This window comes from Streptococcus oralis ATCC 35037 (genome assembly GCF_900637025.1).
In the GTDB taxonomy this organism is placed as follows: domain Bacteria; phylum Bacillota; class Bacilli; order Lactobacillales; family Streptococcaceae; genus Streptococcus; species Streptococcus oralis.
Genome location: NZ_LR134336.1, coordinates 1000268 through 1017362 on the forward strand (window position 1 = coordinate 1000268; position 17095 = coordinate 1017362).

14 protein-coding genes are annotated in these 17095 nt (G+C 40.0%); 4 read left to right on the forward strand and 10 right to left on the reverse strand.

From position 1 onward, the window contains the following. The first annotated feature begins 312 nt into the window (after window positions 1–312). Complete coding sequence (locus EL140_RS05095) at window positions 313–2031, forward strand: phospho-sugar mutase (protein WP_000222139.1); 1719 nt, start codon at window positions 313–315, stop codon at window positions 2029–2031. A gap of 111 nt (window positions 2032–2142) precedes the next feature. Then, complete coding sequence (locus EL140_RS05100) at window positions 2143–2490, forward strand: thioredoxin (protein WP_000434660.1); 348 nt, start codon at window positions 2143–2145, stop codon at window positions 2488–2490. A 34-nt stretch (window positions 2491–2524) separates the two neighbouring features. On the opposite strand, the gene EL140_RS05105 is transcribed toward EL140_RS05100, so the two are convergent. The 10 genes from EL140_RS05105 to yjbM all read right to left on the reverse strand — a co-directional run bounded on the left by EL140_RS05105 (window position 2525) and on the right by yjbM (window position 15317). Continuing rightward, entirely contained in the window at window positions 2525–5779 is a 3255-nt protein-coding gene (locus tag EL140_RS05105; RefSeq protein ID WP_025169038.1) for a DEAD/DEAH box helicase family protein, read from the reverse strand. Next, entirely contained in the window at window positions 5776–7647 is a 1872-nt protein-coding gene (locus EL140_RS05110) for an Eco57I restriction-modification methylase domain-containing protein (RefSeq protein ID WP_000150976.1), read from the reverse strand. Before EL140_RS05110 ends, EL140_RS05105 begins: the two co-directional genes overlap by 4 nt. Window positions 7648–7754: 107 nt before the next feature. Next, complete coding sequence (locus tag EL140_RS05115) at window positions 7755–8564, reverse strand: MBL fold metallo-hydrolase (RefSeq protein ID WP_001290610.1); 810 nt, start codon at window positions 8562–8564, stop codon at window positions 7755–7757. Window position 8565: 1 nt separating this feature from the next. Continuing rightward, window positions 8566–9915, reverse strand: a complete 1350-nt coding sequence (vicK, locus tag EL140_RS05120) for a cell wall metabolism sensor histidine kinase VicK (protein ID WP_000568721.1) — start codon at window positions 9913–9915, stop codon at window positions 8566–8568. After that, a complete protein-coding gene (gene yycF, locus EL140_RS05125; protein WP_000722058.1) occupies window positions 9908–10615 on the reverse strand; it encodes a response regulator YycF in 708 nt (235 codons plus the stop codon). Before yycF ends, vicK begins: the two co-directional genes overlap by 8 nt. 56 nt (window positions 10616–10671) lie before the next feature. Then, the gene (mutY, locus tag EL140_RS05130; protein WP_000886126.1) at window positions 10672–11850 is read right to left on the reverse strand and encodes an A/G-specific adenine glycosylase; all 1179 of its coding nucleotides are present in this window, start codon (window positions 11848–11850) and stop codon (window positions 10672–10674) included. Between the two features lie 82 nt (window positions 11851–11932). After that, window positions 11933–12907, reverse strand: coding sequence for a phosphate acetyltransferase (gene pta, locus EL140_RS05135; RefSeq protein WP_000451577.1), 975 nt, complete (start codon window positions 12905–12907; stop codon window positions 11933–11935). A 43-nt stretch (window positions 12908–12950) separates the two neighbouring features. After that, window positions 12951–13847: an RluA family pseudouridine synthase gene (locus tag EL140_RS05140; RefSeq protein ID WP_001210025.1), complete on the reverse strand. Its 897-nt coding sequence runs from the start codon at window positions 13845–13847 to the stop codon at window positions 12951–12953. Continuing rightward, window positions 13844–14662 (reverse strand): NAD kinase, encoded by an 819-nt coding sequence (locus EL140_RS05145; RefSeq protein WP_000799063.1) that lies wholly within the window; start codon window positions 14660–14662, stop codon window positions 13844–13846. The genes EL140_RS05140 and EL140_RS05145 overlap by 4 nt, the downstream gene beginning before the upstream one ends. Next, entirely contained in the window at window positions 14646–15317 is a 672-nt protein-coding gene (gene yjbM / locus EL140_RS05150; protein WP_000151561.1) for a GTP diphosphokinase, read from the reverse strand. Before yjbM ends, EL140_RS05145 begins: the two co-directional genes overlap by 17 nt. A 128-nt stretch (window positions 15318–15445) precedes the next feature. Here yjbM and EL140_RS05155 point away from each other — a divergent pair, with 128 nt between their 5' ends. Beyond that, on the forward strand, window positions 15446–16015 hold the full coding sequence (locus EL140_RS05155) for a CYTH domain-containing protein (protein ID WP_000681305.1): 570 nt from the start codon (window positions 15446–15448) through the stop codon (window positions 16013–16015). Window positions 16016–16126: 111 nt separating this feature from the next. Continuing rightward, a complete protein-coding gene (locus EL140_RS05160; RefSeq protein WP_001283843.1) occupies window positions 16127–17086 on the forward strand; it encodes a ribose-phosphate diphosphokinase in 960 nt (319 codons plus the stop codon). Window positions 17087–17095 lie beyond the last annotated feature (9 nt).

The following is a 17095-nucleotide window of genomic DNA, read 5'->3' on the forward strand; positions in this document are numbered from 1 at the left end:
AGTTTTAACTTAAATTTTTCTATCTGTTCATTTGATACATTAAAGGATTCTTTATAAAAAGAATAGAATACAATATTGACGATTTACTTTATTTAATCATTCCACAAAAATACTATAAACTTTTAATATTTTAAAAAATTAGATAATTGATTTTCATCGCTAACTTAGTATAAGTAAGCACAGTACTCACCATTTAACCACAAAAAAGAAAAAGTAAATTTCCTACATTTTAAGTTATGCTAACGTTTTACTAAAATGTCAAATCGTGATATAATGAAAGCGATTAAAGCAAATAAACAAAGGAGACACTCTATGACTTACCAAGAAAATTATCAAAAATGGGTCGATTTTGCTAACCTTCCAGACTACCTTCGTCAAGATTTAGAAAATATGGACGAAAAAACTAAGGAAGATGCCTTTTATACCAATCTTGAATTTGGTACTGCTGGTATGCGTGGTTTGATCGGTGCTGGTACAAACCGCATCAACATCTACGTTGTTCGTCAAGCCACCGAAGGTTTGGCTCGTTTGATTGAGTCAAAAGGCGGAAATGAAAAAGAACGTGGTGTAGCAATTGCCTACGATAGCCGTCACTTCTCACCTGAGTTTGCCTTTGAATCTGCTGCAGTTCTTGCAAAACATGGTATCAAATCTTACGTATTTGAAAGCCTCCGTCCAACTCCAGAACTGTCATTTGCAGTTCGTTACCTCAACTGTTTCGCAGGTATCATGATTACTGCCAGTCACAACCCTGCTCCATTTAACGGTTACAAGGTTTATGGTGAAGACGGTGGACAAATGCCTCCACATGATGCAGATGCTTTGACAACTTACATTCGTGCAATCGAAAATCCATTCGCTGTGGAAGTTGCTGATGTCGAAGCTGAAAAAGCTTCTGGCTTGATTGAAGTTATCGGCGAAGCTGTTGATGTAGAATACCTTAAAGAAGTTAAAGACGTAAACATCAATCCAACCTTGATTGAAGAATTCGGTAAAGACATGAAGATTGTCTACACACCACTTCATGGTACGGGTGAAATGTTGGCTCGTCGTGCTCTTGCTCAAGCAGGATTTGACTCTGTTCAAGTTGTTGAAGCACAAGCAACTGCTGATCCTGACTTCTCAACTGTAAAATCTCCAAACCCAGAAAGCCAAGCAGCCTTCGCACTTGCTGAAGAACTTGGTCGTCAAGTTGGTGCAGATGTGCTTGTTGCAACTGACCCTGACGCTGACCGTGTTGGTGTTGAAGTTCTTCAAAAAGATGGAAGCTACCTCAACCTTTCAGGTAACCAAATCGGCGCTATCATGGCTAAATACATCTTGGAAGCCCACAAAAATGCTGGAACTCTTCCTGAAAATGCAGCCCTATGTAAATCTATCGTATCAACTGACTTGGTAACGAAGATTACTGAAAGCTACGGCGCAACTATGTTCAACGTTTTGACAGGTTTCAAATTTATCGCTGAAAAAATCCAAGAATTCGAAGAAAAACACAATCACACTTACATGATGGGATTTGAAGAAAGCTTCGGTTACTTGATCAAACCATTCGTACGTGATAAAGACGCCATCCAAGCCGTTCTTGTCGTTGCTGAGCTTGCTGCCTACTACCGTTCACGTGGTTTGACACTTGCTGACGGTATCGAAGAAATCTACAAAGAATACGGCTACTACGCTGAAAAGACCATCTCTGTTACCCTTTCTGGTGTTGATGGTGCTGAACAAATCAAATCGATTATGGCTAAGTTCCGTAACAATGCTCCAAAAGAATGGAACGCAACAGCTATCACTGTCGTAGAAGACTTCAAGGCTCAAACTGCTACTGCTGCTGACGGTACTGTTACAAACTTGACAACTCCTCCAAGTGATGTTTTGAAATACACTCTTGCGGATGGTTCTTGGATTGCAGTTCGCCCTTCAGGTACAGAACCAAAAATCAAGTTCTACATTGCCGTTGTGGGTGAAAGCAACGAAGATTCACAAGCTAAGATTGCCAACATCGAAGCAGAAATCAATGCGTTTGTTAAATAAGAAATTATAAAAGATGAGACCAACCAATCTCATCTTTTTTTCGTATCAAATCTAAGCATTTTTAGAAACTTTATGGCATACTAGACTTATCAATGAAAGCGAGGTAATCTCATGGAACAATTTTTAGAAAACATTAAAGACCTTGAAGTCACTACAGTTGCGCGTGCACAAGAAGCACTCGATAATAAAGAAACAGCAACCTTCTTTATTGGCCGTAAAACTTGCCCTTACTGCCGTAAATTTGCTGGCACATTGGCAGGTGTCGTAGCTGAAACTAAAGCCCACATCTACTTCATCAACAGTGAAGAACCAAGCCAACTCAATGAATTGCAAGAATTCCGCTCACGTTATGGAATCCCAACCGTACCAGGATTTGTTCACATTGCAGATGGCCAAATCAATGTCCGTTGCGACTCTTCCATGTCCGCACAAGAAATCAAGGACTTTGCTGGATTGTAAAAATATATAAAAAAGAAGGCACTCGCCTTCTTTTTTACTTATATTCAAAATATTTATCTACCAATTCTTGGATTTTCCCTTCTTTAGCTGCAGGGATTGTATCTTCTAGAACAAAGTTCTTTCTACTGATCCCTTGGGAGAGATTTCCAAAGATAAAGTTAGTGGAAATATTATAGATTATTTCTGAAGGTGCAAATCCATAAACTTGATTTTCTAGGATATGTTTTAAGCGTTCTTCAGGACTTGGAAATGCTTCTCGTAAACCATTGCTGTTATATAGCCGCTTAACAAGCTCTGCAATATAAAGGCCTGACTTCATGTACAAATCAATGAATGTCTTAGATGGATCATCAAAGATTCCTGGATTTTCTTTTTCAAGGTCATTCACCATTCTCTTCACCACACGTTTAGGAGTAAAAATCTGATTGGTTTTCTGTGGTGGAATATAGTCGAAAATATCTTCTTTCTGATCTCTAAAATAATCTGCCAACTCCTCTTTCTTGCGAAGAAATTCCTGGATGGCTTCATCAAATGTTGCTCGATCAAAGAGATGTCCTGCAAAATCCTGCCCACCATCTCTCAAATAACGAAATTGGTCAATCGTAATACCAGTCACTTCAAAGAAGACATGCTCAGGAACAAAGGTGTCAAAATTATCAAGTGTTAGAGATTGATCGCCGTAGGCCATGATGAAACTTGGAATTGTTCGTGCAAATCCTCGAAGATGGTCCCGAATCTCATCTTGAGCAGATTGTTTCAACTGTTCAACACGTTTGACCTCAACCTGCTCGATAAACTTCTCAGGCATTTTTTCCACTTCTTTTTTGAGTGTTTGTTCTAGTTTTTCTTTATGAATGAGATTATTTTCTTCTAAACGTTTTTCAAGAACTTCTTGAATCTTATCTTTTTGCTCTTTATCATTTTCTTCCTTGAGCTGTTGTTGCAACTCTTCCTTGATATGAGCTTCAGAAATTTTACGTTCTATCTCATTTTTTCGAACTTCGTTCTCAAATGTTGCTACAATTTGTTTCTTGATCTGGTCTGTTTCCCGAGTTTTCAGATCATATCCAGCCTTCAATTCTTCTACAATTACTGAAGAAACGGTCTTACTCAAGTCATTGACCAGCTGTTTTTGAGTTCTTTCTTCATCTTTTGTGACTAACTCAGCAACAGACTCACCAAGCCCATAAACTTTTTCACCAAAAAGTCGTGCTTGTTGATTGACCACGATTTCATGGTCAACCACTGCATTGCCCTCATCATCCACTTTAACACCTGAAAAGTCTAGTAAATCAGAAGGTGTTTGTAACTTGCCTTCCTTTTCAACTGGTAGTTCATTTAAGATGTCTAGAACGGTTTGACTGGCTTGGAAAATACCGCTGATATTATCAAATAGGAGGTTAGACATAAAGCCACGTTTGAGGACTTCCCTAGCTTTTATTTGACGCGGTATAGTCAGAACTGCCTTAGCATCAATTTCAACCATCTTACCTGCACGGTCTTCTGCTATGACAGGGAAGAAATTTAAGAGTTCTCTGATGTTCTCTTCACGAGTTGCGGAAGTTCCACCACCTCCTGCAGTCGCAAGTGATAAGTTGTTTGCAAACTCATCAAAGAGAATCAGGGTTCTTTCTGGCGCAAAGTCAAATACATAGGCTCTTTCTTTGCGGAAGTGATTTCCTTTGTTATCGGTCCATGAGTAAGGGTTTTGTGCACGGAAGGCAGCTTGCATATAAATGGCAGGTGATTTCAAGTTTGATAACATCAATACGCCTGTCCATTCAGGGATCGTCACACCTGTCGTCAATTGACCGACGGATAGGGTAATGGTTTTGTCATTCTCTGCTATCGCTTTTCTAACCAAGTCTAGGGATTTGAGTTTAACCTTATCATCTTCCTCAGACATACGCCCGTCACCAGCAGCTAACACAATCTCATAGTTTTCATAGATGGGATGTTCCTCTAGCAGTGCTTTTAAGGCTTTTGCTGAGGCTACACGTTCTAAGAGCCAAAAAGTATGCTTGAGTTCGTTCCGAAGTTCTTTGGTTGAAAATGGATATTTCTCATTGCTTGATAGAGTATCTAACCAATTTCTGACATCTTGCTCATAGATAAATTTCCCTTTATCATCTGTAGCGAAAAATTCACTCAAGTCAAAAGCATAGTCGATATTTTCGCCGTCTAGTTGAGCACCTTTTTCTAACTCCTCACCAATCATCTGAGACATTTGATAGGTAAAGAGATTTAACTGAGGCAAGCTCCCATATGGATTCTCCTCTTCTTGCTCAGGCGACCAAGTAGTTTTAGCTGCCTGCTCATCCGCATAAGACCAGTTGTAGATCTGCTCCTCGGTAAATTCTCCCTTGGCTAATGCCTTAAATGGAGTTCCTGATAGATGCAAGGTAAAGTTTCGACGAATCTTATTAAAGGCTTGGTCTGTCTTGAAGGTAGCAACTCCTTCGTGCGCTTCATCGATAACCAACAAATCCCAATGTAGATCAGTGACCCATTTGAGTTTATTGTGCTCTCCACCAAGATAAGCAGAGCCTTTCAAGTCTTGGAGACTGATAAAAGCTAGCTGTCTTACATCGTCATCTAAAATACCAACAAATTCTTTTCGTGACAAGGTTGGCCGATTTTTAAGACTGTCTGTTTCTGAAACAAACTTGTAAGTCGTTTGGCCTGCTATGAACTTTTCAAAATCATCGTACCATGAGTTGGCAATGGCAGGTCTGTTTGTTACAATCAGGACATTGACAGCATCCATCCGACGAGCTAAGTCATAGGTAGATAAGGTTTTACCAAAACGTGGCTTGGCATTCCAAAGGAACTTACCTCCTGGATGATTTTTGAAATAATCTAAGGTCTTAGCAACTGCTTCTTCTTGCTCTTGTCGCAAAGTATAGTCCTGTCCTTGGCCAGGCTGATAACCAGACAAATCATGTTGAACAAACTTATCGAAGAGATTTTTAGATTTCTCAGGTGTCCCATTAAAGTAAAACCATTCCGTCTTAGGACGACGCTCCACATCATGGAAAGAAAGGAAATGGTGGAAATCATGGTCCTTAAATGTCTTTCCCTTATCAGGTTCTTCCGTATAGGCTGCATCCCCAGTCCATAAGACATCTGTATCTATATGAGCAGTATGCGTTTGTTCTTTAATCCGTTGTGTAACATCACGCTCTGTATAACCAATCTTAATCCAGCCCTCATTGCTTGTTACCGTAGGGGTGGTGTAAGCATAGATTTTAGGATGAATCTCTTTAGAAGTTTTAATTTCTACCATCAATCCATCTCCCTTACATGCGTCTCAATAAAGGCAATTTCCTCAGGAGAAAGGTCATATTTTTGATAGAGCTGACGGTCAACATCAGCCACTGATTGTGTCCAATCAATGTCCGAATTGACCGTAAAATCTTGGAGTGGGACGTAATACCAAGTTTTTCGTGAGTTATGCTGAGTAACTTTCAAAACACCTAATAATACTCTAGCAAATTTAGTTTTAATAAATTTAATACAAGCATCGGCTTCAAATTTTGTTTTAAAATTACCAATAGATAAAAAAGTATCCGTATGCCCGATTAGGGGTTCCCCGATTAGGGGTGTTGATAAGACCTCACCTAAGGCACCGCTTCCATTAGCTTCTGGTACAAAAACATTGTAATTTTCAAATGTTTCCGGTAAATCTAAATATTTTTTATTAATATATCGATAGACACGTTCAGACCCGATTCTTCCAAGTAAAGCCACATGGTCTTTTTCTTCTACGTTTTTAAAAACGAAATCTAACTGAGTCAATGATTTCGAAACAATTTTATTTTTTGTCCCTTTTCCTTGCAACTTTTCAGCATTTGGATAATCAGAAAAAAGTTCATCTGAAAATCTATAAATACCTTGAGGATAAACTAGATCAGAAAATGTTTCAAAGTCTGGATGTTTTTCAATTTTTTTTACAATACTATTCAAGGCTTCAAAAATAGTAAATACTCCGATTGGTCCCAAAACTTTATCAGCATCACGATAAGTTATTGCTACTCCACCCTTGATATCCGTTCCTGTAAACACTTTACCGCTTTTAAGTTCATAGAATTGAACTTTTAAATGCTTGTCTTCAAGCATCTTTTCCATCCAATTTTTAGGAGTTTGACCAGCTTTAAATAAAAACCTTGCTGGGGTGATTAATATAGATTTATCTGCGATTTTAATAGCTTCATCAATAAAAAAGTGATAAATTGGTTCATCTCTAGCTTCTCCTGTTTCCTGATACGGCGGATTGCCTATCACGACATCAAATTTCATTTCACTTTCCTCACTAGATAGGCGCTCAAAACCTATCATCTTATTCTTTTTCCAATCTTTGATTTGAGTTTTAGATTCTTCTGCTTCTTGAACTTCTAGCTCATCTGAAAACAAGCTTAGCTGTTGAGATGGACTTTGTTTAGCTGAGTAAGGACTAGTTTTTTTCAGTCCATCCATCTGAAAGACATTGTAGGATATAATAGTCGCAATTTCTTTCTTTTGCTCTAAGGTCGGTTGATTGCCAGTCTTTGCAAGATAGTAGTCCTCAAATGTTGCTAAAAGATTTTCACGCGCCAAAAGCAGCGAATCTCCTTGATACTCATATCCATAAGAAGATCGATAAGCTTTTTTTACAAGCTTATAGAAGGTGGCTTCATCTGAGACCTCACGACTAATGCGTTGCAATTTTCTATCAAGAAAACCAACTCGCTCAGATAATGGAATTTCCTCACCAGTCACTGCATCATAGCGAGCAACCATATAAGGTGCTTCACCACAGGTTATTTCTAGCCAGCGCACTTGGATATAATCTTCAAGATCCAGAGATTCAAGTTCAGCTTCAACGTAGCCATTTTGTTTTTCAACTAAACAAGTTGGCGTAAAGACTTCGGCTCTAATCTTGGTTCGGTCTTTTTGCTCATACTTGGACTTTTCTGATCGGGGTTGAATCAAGTTTGCATAGGTTCCCGTCACCTTACTTGGAGTAATGCGGTCACTTGGAGCAAATCCCTTTCCCAACAATTCATAAGAATGCGTCGCCCAAACAATATTTTTCTTGGTCGTTCGATCTTTTAAAAGAATTTTTAATAAGTCAGCAGACTCCATAGCCAACTTTTCTTCACTAATATCTATCGTCATAAGGCAACCTTTCTCGTACTATAAACCTTATTATATCATATTTTAGATGGTGTTTGGAGTAGAAAATAATAGCTAAGCATAAGAAAAGAAGGCACTCGCCTTCTTTTTTATATATCTGTTAATGGTGTTGCAGTATCTGGTGAGGTATCATAAACTTTAAAGTCTACTCCGACTCCCAGATCCGCTTGGGCTAGCTGGTTGACCATAGTCATATGAGCCAGCTCCTTGATATTGTTCTCTTTGGATAAATGCCCAAGATAGATTTTCTTAGTCCGATTTCCCATTGTACGAATCATGGCCTCAGCACCGTCTTCGTTAGAAAGATGACCGAGATCCGATAGAATTCGCTGTTTGAGACGCCAAGCGTAAGATCCTGCTCGCAAAATCTCTACATCGTGGTTGGACTCGATGAGGTAACCGTCAGCATTTTCGACTATTCCAGCCATACGGTCACTTACATAACCTGTATCGGTCAACATGACAAAACTCTTGTCATCCTTCATAAAGCGGTAAAACTGTGGTGCTGCCGCATCATGGCTAACCCCAAAACTCTCAATGTCGATATCGCCAAAGGTTTTGGTTTTGCCCATTTCAAAGATATGCTTCTGCGAAGAGTCCACCTTACCGAGGTACTTGCTATTTTCCATAGCCTGCCAAGTCTTTTCATTGGCGTAAAGGTCCATGCCATATTTGCGAGCCAAGACACCGACTCCATGAATATGGTCTGAATGCTCATGCGTAATCAAAATCGCATCCAAATCTTCAGGTTTACGATTGATTTCACTCAAAAGACTTGTAATTTTCTTACCAGACAGGCCTGCATCTACTAGGATTTTCTTTTTTGGGGTTTCCAGATAAAAGGAATTTCCACTGGAACCTGATGCTAAAATACTGTATTTAAAGCCTTTTTCACTCATTCTAGTCTTCTATTTCGTCCTCCCATATTTCTTCTTTTACGGCATCCTTATCATAAGGGAGCACTATGGTAAAGGTTGAGCCCTTACCGTATTCACTTTTGGCCCATATAAAGCCATTGTGTTGTTTGATGATTTCTTTTGCGATCGCCAGACCTAGACCAGTTCCACCTTGAGCCCGGCTTCTTGCACGATCCACACGGTAGAAGCGGTCAAAAATCTTAGGCAAATCTTGCTTTGGAATACCTAGACCTTGGTCTTTGATGGATAAAATCATCTGGTCATCAGTAGTTTTCATGCTGACAGTGATTTTCCCACCATCTGGTGAGTACTTAATGGCATTGTTAAGAATATTATCAATCACCTGAGTCATCTTATCGGTATCAATCTCGATCCAAACTGAATTAATAGGGTAATCTCTGACAAGCTCATATTTTTTCTCGTCATCCTGACTTCTCATCTTATCAAAGCGGTTGAGAATAAAGGTGATGAATGCTGTAAAATTAATCAATTCCACATCTAGCTGACTTGTCGTATTATCAATACGAGAGAGATGCAAGAGATCTGTCACCATCCGCATCATACGGTTGGTTTCATCGAGTGAAACCTTGATAAAATCAGGAGCAACAGGATCATACAGGGCTCCCTCGTCCAAGGCTTCAAGATAAGATTTAACACTGGTCAAAGGAGTTCGCAACTCGTGACTCACGTTAGAAACAAAGAGTCTTCGCTCACGCTCTTCCTTCTCCTGTTCGGTCGTATCATGTAAAACGGCAACCAAACCAGAGATAAAACCTGACTCACGGCGAACCAGAGCAAAACGTACACGAAGGCTTAGATATTCACCATTCACATCCTGGGAGTCAATCGTCAACTCAGGAATCTGTGTAATCAGGTCACGCAACTCATACTCATCTTCTATCTTAAGCAATTCGAGGATGCTTTTATTCAGAACATCTTCTTTCTGCACACCGAGCTGTTTCTTGGCCATATCGTTGATCATAGTAATCTGGCCACGGCGATTGGTCGCAAGAACGCCATCTGTCATGTAAGAAAGAATACTGTTCAATCGTTTACTCTCTTGTTCCAGATTTTCTTGGGTCAAACGAATAACTTCTGACAAATCGTTCAGATTATTGGTGATATTGGTGATTTCTGTACTTCCTTGCAAGTCCAAAACTTGAGAATAATCACCTGCAATCAAGTCCTTAACCTTTTGATTTATCTCCTTTAGACGGATATTATCCCGACGATTTTCCAGTAACAGCAAGGTCACCACCAGGATAAAGCCAAGTAAAATCAAGATAAAGATAAAATCACTGGTCAGAATAGTTTGTCTAATATCTTCAATCATTATTTCTCATATAGTATCCAACACCACGACGTGTGAGAATGTACTCTGGACGACTTGGAGTGTCTTCTATTTTCTCACGCAAGCGTCTAATGGTCACGTCCACAGTACGAACATCACCAAAATAGTCATAACCCCATACAGTCTCAAGCAAATGTTCACGCGTAATCACTTGACCAATATGAGACGCCAAGTGATACAAGAGTTCAAACTCACGGTGGGTCAAATCTAATTCCTCACCATATTTCTTCGCCACGTAAGCATCTGGAACAATTTCCAAATCACCAATTTGTAAAGGTTGCGTCTTCTTCTCATCAGACTCTTGGCTATCCACAGAAACCAGGTCTGTACGACGAAGCAGGGCCTTGACACGAGCCTGCAATTCACGGTTTGAGAAAGGTTTTGTAACATAATCGTCTGCACCTAACTCTAAACCAATAACCTTGTCAAACTCGCTATCCTTAGCTGATAGCATGATAATCGGCACGCTACTAGTCTTACGAATAGCTTTAGCAACTTCTAAACCATCAATTTCAGGTAGCATCAAGTCGAGGATAATAATATCTGGTTGCTCTGCTTCAAATAGCTCGATTGCCTCACGACCATTGAAGGCTGTAACGACTTCATAACCTTCCTTGGCCATATTAAACTTAATAATATCTGAGATTGGTTTCTCATCATCTACAATTAATATTTTTTTCATTTTATCACCTTTTCTCTATCTATTATAACAAAAAAATGCAAAGAAGGCACAAATGGCTACTGTAGGCCTTTATCTCCAAAAGTTGTTTTATAAGCCTTCCAAATTTTTTGTTGAGGTTTCGCAAGTGGATAGTCAGAAAACTCCTGAGGAGAAACCCAACGAATTTCTCTGTCTGAAAACTGTTTTGTTTCTGTCACCTGACCAGCTAGGATTTGAATGTGCCATTTCCGATGACTAAATACATGCTTGACCTGGTCAAATACTTGCTGGGACCAATTCACTTCTAAATCATAATCCTGCTCAAAGTTTTCTTGAGGACTTGGTCCAAATGCTCTGCTTTCCTCTTTGACTTGAGAAAAGAGATCTATCTGATCGTCATCACTTGAGAAATCATCAACTTCAATCAATGGAAAATGCCAAAAACCGGCTAGTAGTTTCTCGCTTTCATTTTTCTCAAGTAGATATTGACCACGGTCATTGCGTACAACCAAAGCCTTGAGATAAATTGGGAGAGGCTTTTTCTTGGGTTCTTTAATCGGATATACATCCATGGTCCCATTCTGATAGGCTGCGCTAAATTCCTTAACAGGGCTTTCTTCTGGTCGAGGGTTAACTGGTGCCTCTATGTCAGAACCTAAATCCATCAGAGCTTGGTTAAAATCACCTGGTCGTTTCGGGTCAATCAAGATTTCCATCATAGCTTGGAAAATCTTTCGATTGCTGGGAACTCCGATATCATGATTAACCTCAAACAAACGTGCCAAAACTCGCATGACATTGCCATCGACCGCTGGCTCAGGCAAATTAAAAGCGATACTGGAAATAGCTCCCGCAGTATAAGGGCCAATCCCTTTTAAACTAGAAATTCCTTCATAGGTGTTTGGAAATTGACCACCAAAGTCAGCCATAATCTGCTGAGCTGCAGCCTGCATATTGCGTACTCGAGAATAATAGCCCAATCCCTCCCAAGCCTTCAACAAACGATCTTCAGGGGCATTGGCCAGACTTTCTACTGTTGGAAACCAGTCCAAGAATCGTTCGTAGTAGGGAATAACTGTATCCACCCTGGTCTGCTGGAGCATGATTTCAGATACCCAGATGCGATAAGGATTTTTACTTCTCCGCCAAGGCAAATCTCGCTTGTTTTCATCATACCAGTTGAGGAGTTTTTCACGAAAAGAAATGATCTTCTCCTCTGGCCACATGACGATATCGTATTCTTTCAAATCTAACATATATCTAGTATAACATAGAAGCTTCTAACTGTCCTTTTCTCAGTACTAAAAAGCCTCTTCCCATGGGAAAGAGGACTAAATCTTATTGATGAACTGCTTGAGCTGCTGTGATAAGGGTCAACTTGTACACATCATCTGCATTACATCCACGAGAAAGGTCGTTAACAGGTTTGTTCAAACCTTGTAAAACAGGTCCGACAGCCGCAAAACCACCAAGGCGCTCAGCCATCTTGTAACCGATATTTCCGGCTTCGATACCTGGGAAGATAAAGACATTTGCTTGACCAGCTACGTTACTTCCTGGAGCTTTAAGAGCTGCAGTTTCAGGAACAAAGGCAGCGTCAAATTGCAATTCACCATCAATCTCAAGGTCAGGGCGCAAGTCGTGAGCAATTTTTGTAGCTTCCACTACCTTATCAACACTTTCACCAAATCCTGAACCTTTAGTAGAATAGCTTAGCATAGCAATTTTAGGTTCAATACCAAACATCTTAGCTGTAATTGCTGAGTTGATCGCAATTTCAGCCAGGGCTTCTGCATCTGGATTGATGTTAATGGCACAGTCTCCAAATAGGTAACGTTCCGTACCACGTACCATGAGGAAGGCACCTGAAGTACGCGTTACATTTGGGCGAGTTTTGATAATTTGAAGGGCTGGGCGAACTGTTGAGGCAGTTGAGTGAATCGCACCAGATACCATACCGTCAACCAAGCCCAAGTAGACTAGCATCACACCAAAGTAGTTGACATCTTCAACCAAAACTTTGTGCGCTTCTTCTTCAGTCATTTTGCCCTTACGACGATCTACCAAGGCAGCAACCATTTCTTCAAATTGAGGATAATGTTGAGGGTCAATGACTTCATAACCATCCATGATCCCTTCGATTTCGAGATAAATTTTAATTTTTTCAGGGTTTCCAAGCAAAACAGGAATCACTTCTGTTTCTTTTACCAAGCGTTTTGTTGCTTGAAGAATACGAGGCTCTTCCCCTTCAGGGAGAACGATACGAGCATTTTTGCCAACCAGGTTGGCTTTGAGACTTTCAAAAACTTCCATGAGTTTTCTCCTTTAAGAAAATAAATTATACTCCAAATAGTTTTTAAAGAGTATTAGTTGATAACTGAGTAATAAGATTGCTGAAATCATCCGGTAAGGGGCTTTCTAGTTGCAAATCTTGCTCTAGAAAAGGATGATAAAAAGATAAATAATGGCAATGCAGAGCCTGACGTTGGATACCGTCATCCAGACTACCACCATACAAATCGTCTCCCAACAAAGGAAAGCCAATATGAGAAAAATGCACTCGAATCTGATGAGTTCGCCCAGTATGAAGACGAATATCGACTAGGTGAATATTTCCATAAGACGCGACAACTTTGTAAGATGTATGGGCGTATTTCCCACCTTTGGCAACCCGTCTTGTGATAATGGAGTCCACATCACGCGCAATCGGGGCGATAATCTCCCCTTCAGGCTCCAAGACACCAGCTCCTTTAACTAAAGCAAAGTAACGTTTTTCGATAGACTTTCGTTGCAGTTGCTTGTCTAAACGTGCATGAGCGTAGCCGTGCTTGGCAAAAAGCATCAAACCAGATGTATCTCTATCAAGCCTAGTCACGATGTGAACTTGCTGGTTTTCATATTCTTGTTTGACATAGTAGCCCTTAATAAAATTAGCAATGGTATTGGAATGATTAACACTGGGGATGGAAGCTACTCCATAAGGCTTATTCAAAACCAGAAAATGGTCATCCTCATATAAAATATCGAGTGGTCGATTAATAGCTTCAAGGCTCTCAAACCCTTCCTCTGCAGGAATGTCAATAGTTACTCTATCTCCAATATCTAAGAGATAAGTCGCATTTTGAGCTTGGCCATTAACCAGAATAGCCCCGCCTCGAAACTTAATCTTAGCCAAAAGTCCCTTGGAAACCTCATGTTTCTTGAGGAAAGTTTTGACTTTGACGTGCTCATCTGCGGTAAATTCGAACCTCATTCATCCACCTCGCCGATGAAGGCATCTTTGACACGATTCCAGAAACTAGTGTGGCTTGGAGTCGCTACGAAGTGAATCTTGTGATGGTCGATTTGATACTCTATCCGTTCGATATTACGGAATGAATAGACGCTGTTATCGACTGATATCGTATGGTAATCATTGCGTGTCGGCAAAAGTTCAATCTTATCTTTTTTGGGAATAATGATCGATGATCCCAAAGTACGATAAACTCGGTTGTTAAGACTCGCTATCTCCGTCAACTGCAAGGCTTCAATGGTAGGATGCAAGACAGCTCCACCCAAGGACTTGTTGTAGGCAGTACTTCCCGTCGGCGTTGAAACAGTCACTCCATCTCCACGAAATCTTTCGAACGGAACATGGTTAATGATGATATCCGCAACCATGGTGCGATCTGATCGACGGATGCTGGCTTCATTTAAGGCTCGGAAGATTTTCACTTCTCCATTTTCAAGCGTTACCTTGACATTCAAGACTGGATAGGAAACTTTGGCACCAGTATCTAGTAAAAGATTGGTCACCAACTGATCCAGCTCAAAATCACGATAATCTGTGTAAAATCCCAAATGCCCTGTATGAACACCTACAAATCGAACCTTGTCTAACTGATTCTCATACTTGTGAAAGGCAGACAAAAGCATTCCATCGCCACCAATGGAAATGACGATGTCGGGATTGGTATCGTTCAGTATAAAATGCTGTTTCTTTAGTTTTTCCCTCAGTTCATGCAAGACCTTCTGACTTTGTGGCTTTCTATTTGCTATGAGGTCAACTCGTTTACCTGTATTCTTCATCTGTATCGTCACTATTTCCTACACCATCGTTTAGTTTTCTGCTCAATGGATCAAAGAGAGCCTGCGCTTCCTGGATATCATCACGAATCTTACCCATTTCTTCATCCAGTTGATAGGCTATTTTCGCTGTGATTTCCAATCTTTTCCTGATTTCTTCTGGAAAATCGCCCTGATATTTATAATTGAGTGAGTGTTCAATCGTAGCCCAGAAATTCATTGCTAAAGTCCGTATTTGAATCTCGGCGAGAATGGTCTTAGCCCCATTTATCGTATCTACAGTATATTCGACAACAACGTGATAAGAACGATAGCCCGAAGCCTTACGATGAGTGATATAGTCTCGTTCCTGAACGACTCTCATATCTTGGCGTTTACGTAGAATCTCAACTACCTCTTTAACGTCATCAACAAACTGAACCATGACACGTAAACCAGCAATGTCTTGCAAGTCATTTTCTAAAGTTGCATAAGTAATTCCTCGACGAGCCATCTTTTCTTTGATACTTTCAATCGGTTTTACCCGACCCGTTACAAACTCAATCGGAGAATGCTTGTTTTGCTTACGATACTGTTTGCGAATTCCCCGAAGTTTAATCTTCAATTCACCAACAGCCTGAATGTAAGGATCTAAAAATTCTTCCCATTCTATGGTCATACTTTCTCCCTTGTAATGTTTGATTGCTCTGTCGAAAATCTTTGATTTTTTCAGTACATTCGTATACAATAAATACATTGTCCATTATACCATAAATCGCTTTCAAAGATATAGAAAAGGTTGAAAAAATGAAACATTTAGAAATAGAATTGAAAACACTTCTGAAAAAAGAGGAATATGATCATCTAAAAAAACAGTTTTCCCATATCCAACCCGTTCTTCAGAAGAACTACTACATTGACACACCAGATTTCCAATTGCGTGAAAAGAAGGTTGCCATGCGCATTCGCACTTTTGCAGATTGGGCGGAATTGACCTTAAAAGTGCCTCAAACTGTAGGAAATATGGAATACAACCAGAAACTAACTCTTCCAGAAGCTGAATCGTACCTAGAAAAACCAAAACTACCTCAGGGTCTCGTTCTAGAGAAGCTCTCTAAGATTGGCATCGAAAGCCATGACTGGCTTGTTCTAGGTTGCCTTTCCACCCTTCGTTATGAAATGAAAACTGAGATTGGCTTAATGGCCTTAGATGAAAGTCACTACTTTGACCAGACGGACTATGAACTCGAACTTGAAGTCACCGACCATGAAAAAGGGAAAGAAGATTTTCAGAGATTTTTAGATGAAAATCAGATAACCTATCAGAAAGCTCCTTCAAAATTAATTCGTTTTATTAAAAGCATGAAAAAAAGCTGAAATAATCTCCTTTTTTTGGTAAAATAGAAAAGATAAAAATAAAAGAATCTGGCTTTGAAAAACAAAACTTTCTCAAAGAAGATTCACAAAGTTTACAGAGGACGGTCTATAATGTCAGATAGAAACAACATGAAACTTTTCACCCTAAACTCTAACCATGAAATCGCTCAAAAGATTGCGGATACAGTTGGTGTACCTCTCGGGAAATTATCCTCTCGACAATTTTCTGACGGCGAAATCCAGGTCAACATTGAAGAAAGTGTCCGTGGTTACGACGTCTACATCATCCAGTCAACCAGCTACCCTGTTAGCAACCACTTGATGGAGTTGTTAATCATGGTTGATGCTTGTGTACGTGCAAGTGCTCATAGTATCAACGTTGTCCTTCCTTACTTTGGTTATGCGCGTCAGGATCGTATCGCTTCTTCTCGCGAACCCCTCACTGCGAAACTGGTTGCCAATATGCTTGTCAAAGCTGGTGTAAGCCGTGTTCTAACGCTTGACCTCCACGCTGTTCAGGTCCAAGGTTTCTTTGACATTCCTGTAGACAATCTTTATACTGTTCCTCTATTTGCTAAGCACTACTGTGATAAAGGGCTTCTTGGTTCTGATGTTGTTGTTGTCAGTCCAAAGAACTCTGGTGTTAAACGTGCACGTAGTTTGGCTGAATATCTTGATGCTCCTATCGCTATCATTGACTACGCCCAAGACGATTCTGATCGTAACGAAGGCTATATCATTGGGGATGTTGAAGGCAAAAAGGCTATCTTGATTGACGATATCCTAAATACTGGTCGTACTTTCTCTGAAGCAGCCAAAATCGTTGAACGTGAAGGCGCAACTGAGATTTATGCAGTATCTAGTCACGGTTTATTTGTTGAAGGGGCAGCAGACCTTCTTGACGCTACAAACATCAAAGAAATCCTTGTGACAGACTCAGTAGCGACCAAAGAAAGGACTCCAGAAAATGTATGTTACATTACTGCTAGCGAATTAATCGGAGATGCTATCGTCCGCATCCATGAAAGAAAACCAGTCAGCCCACTCTTTGCTTACAACAAAAAGAAATAAGGTGATTCT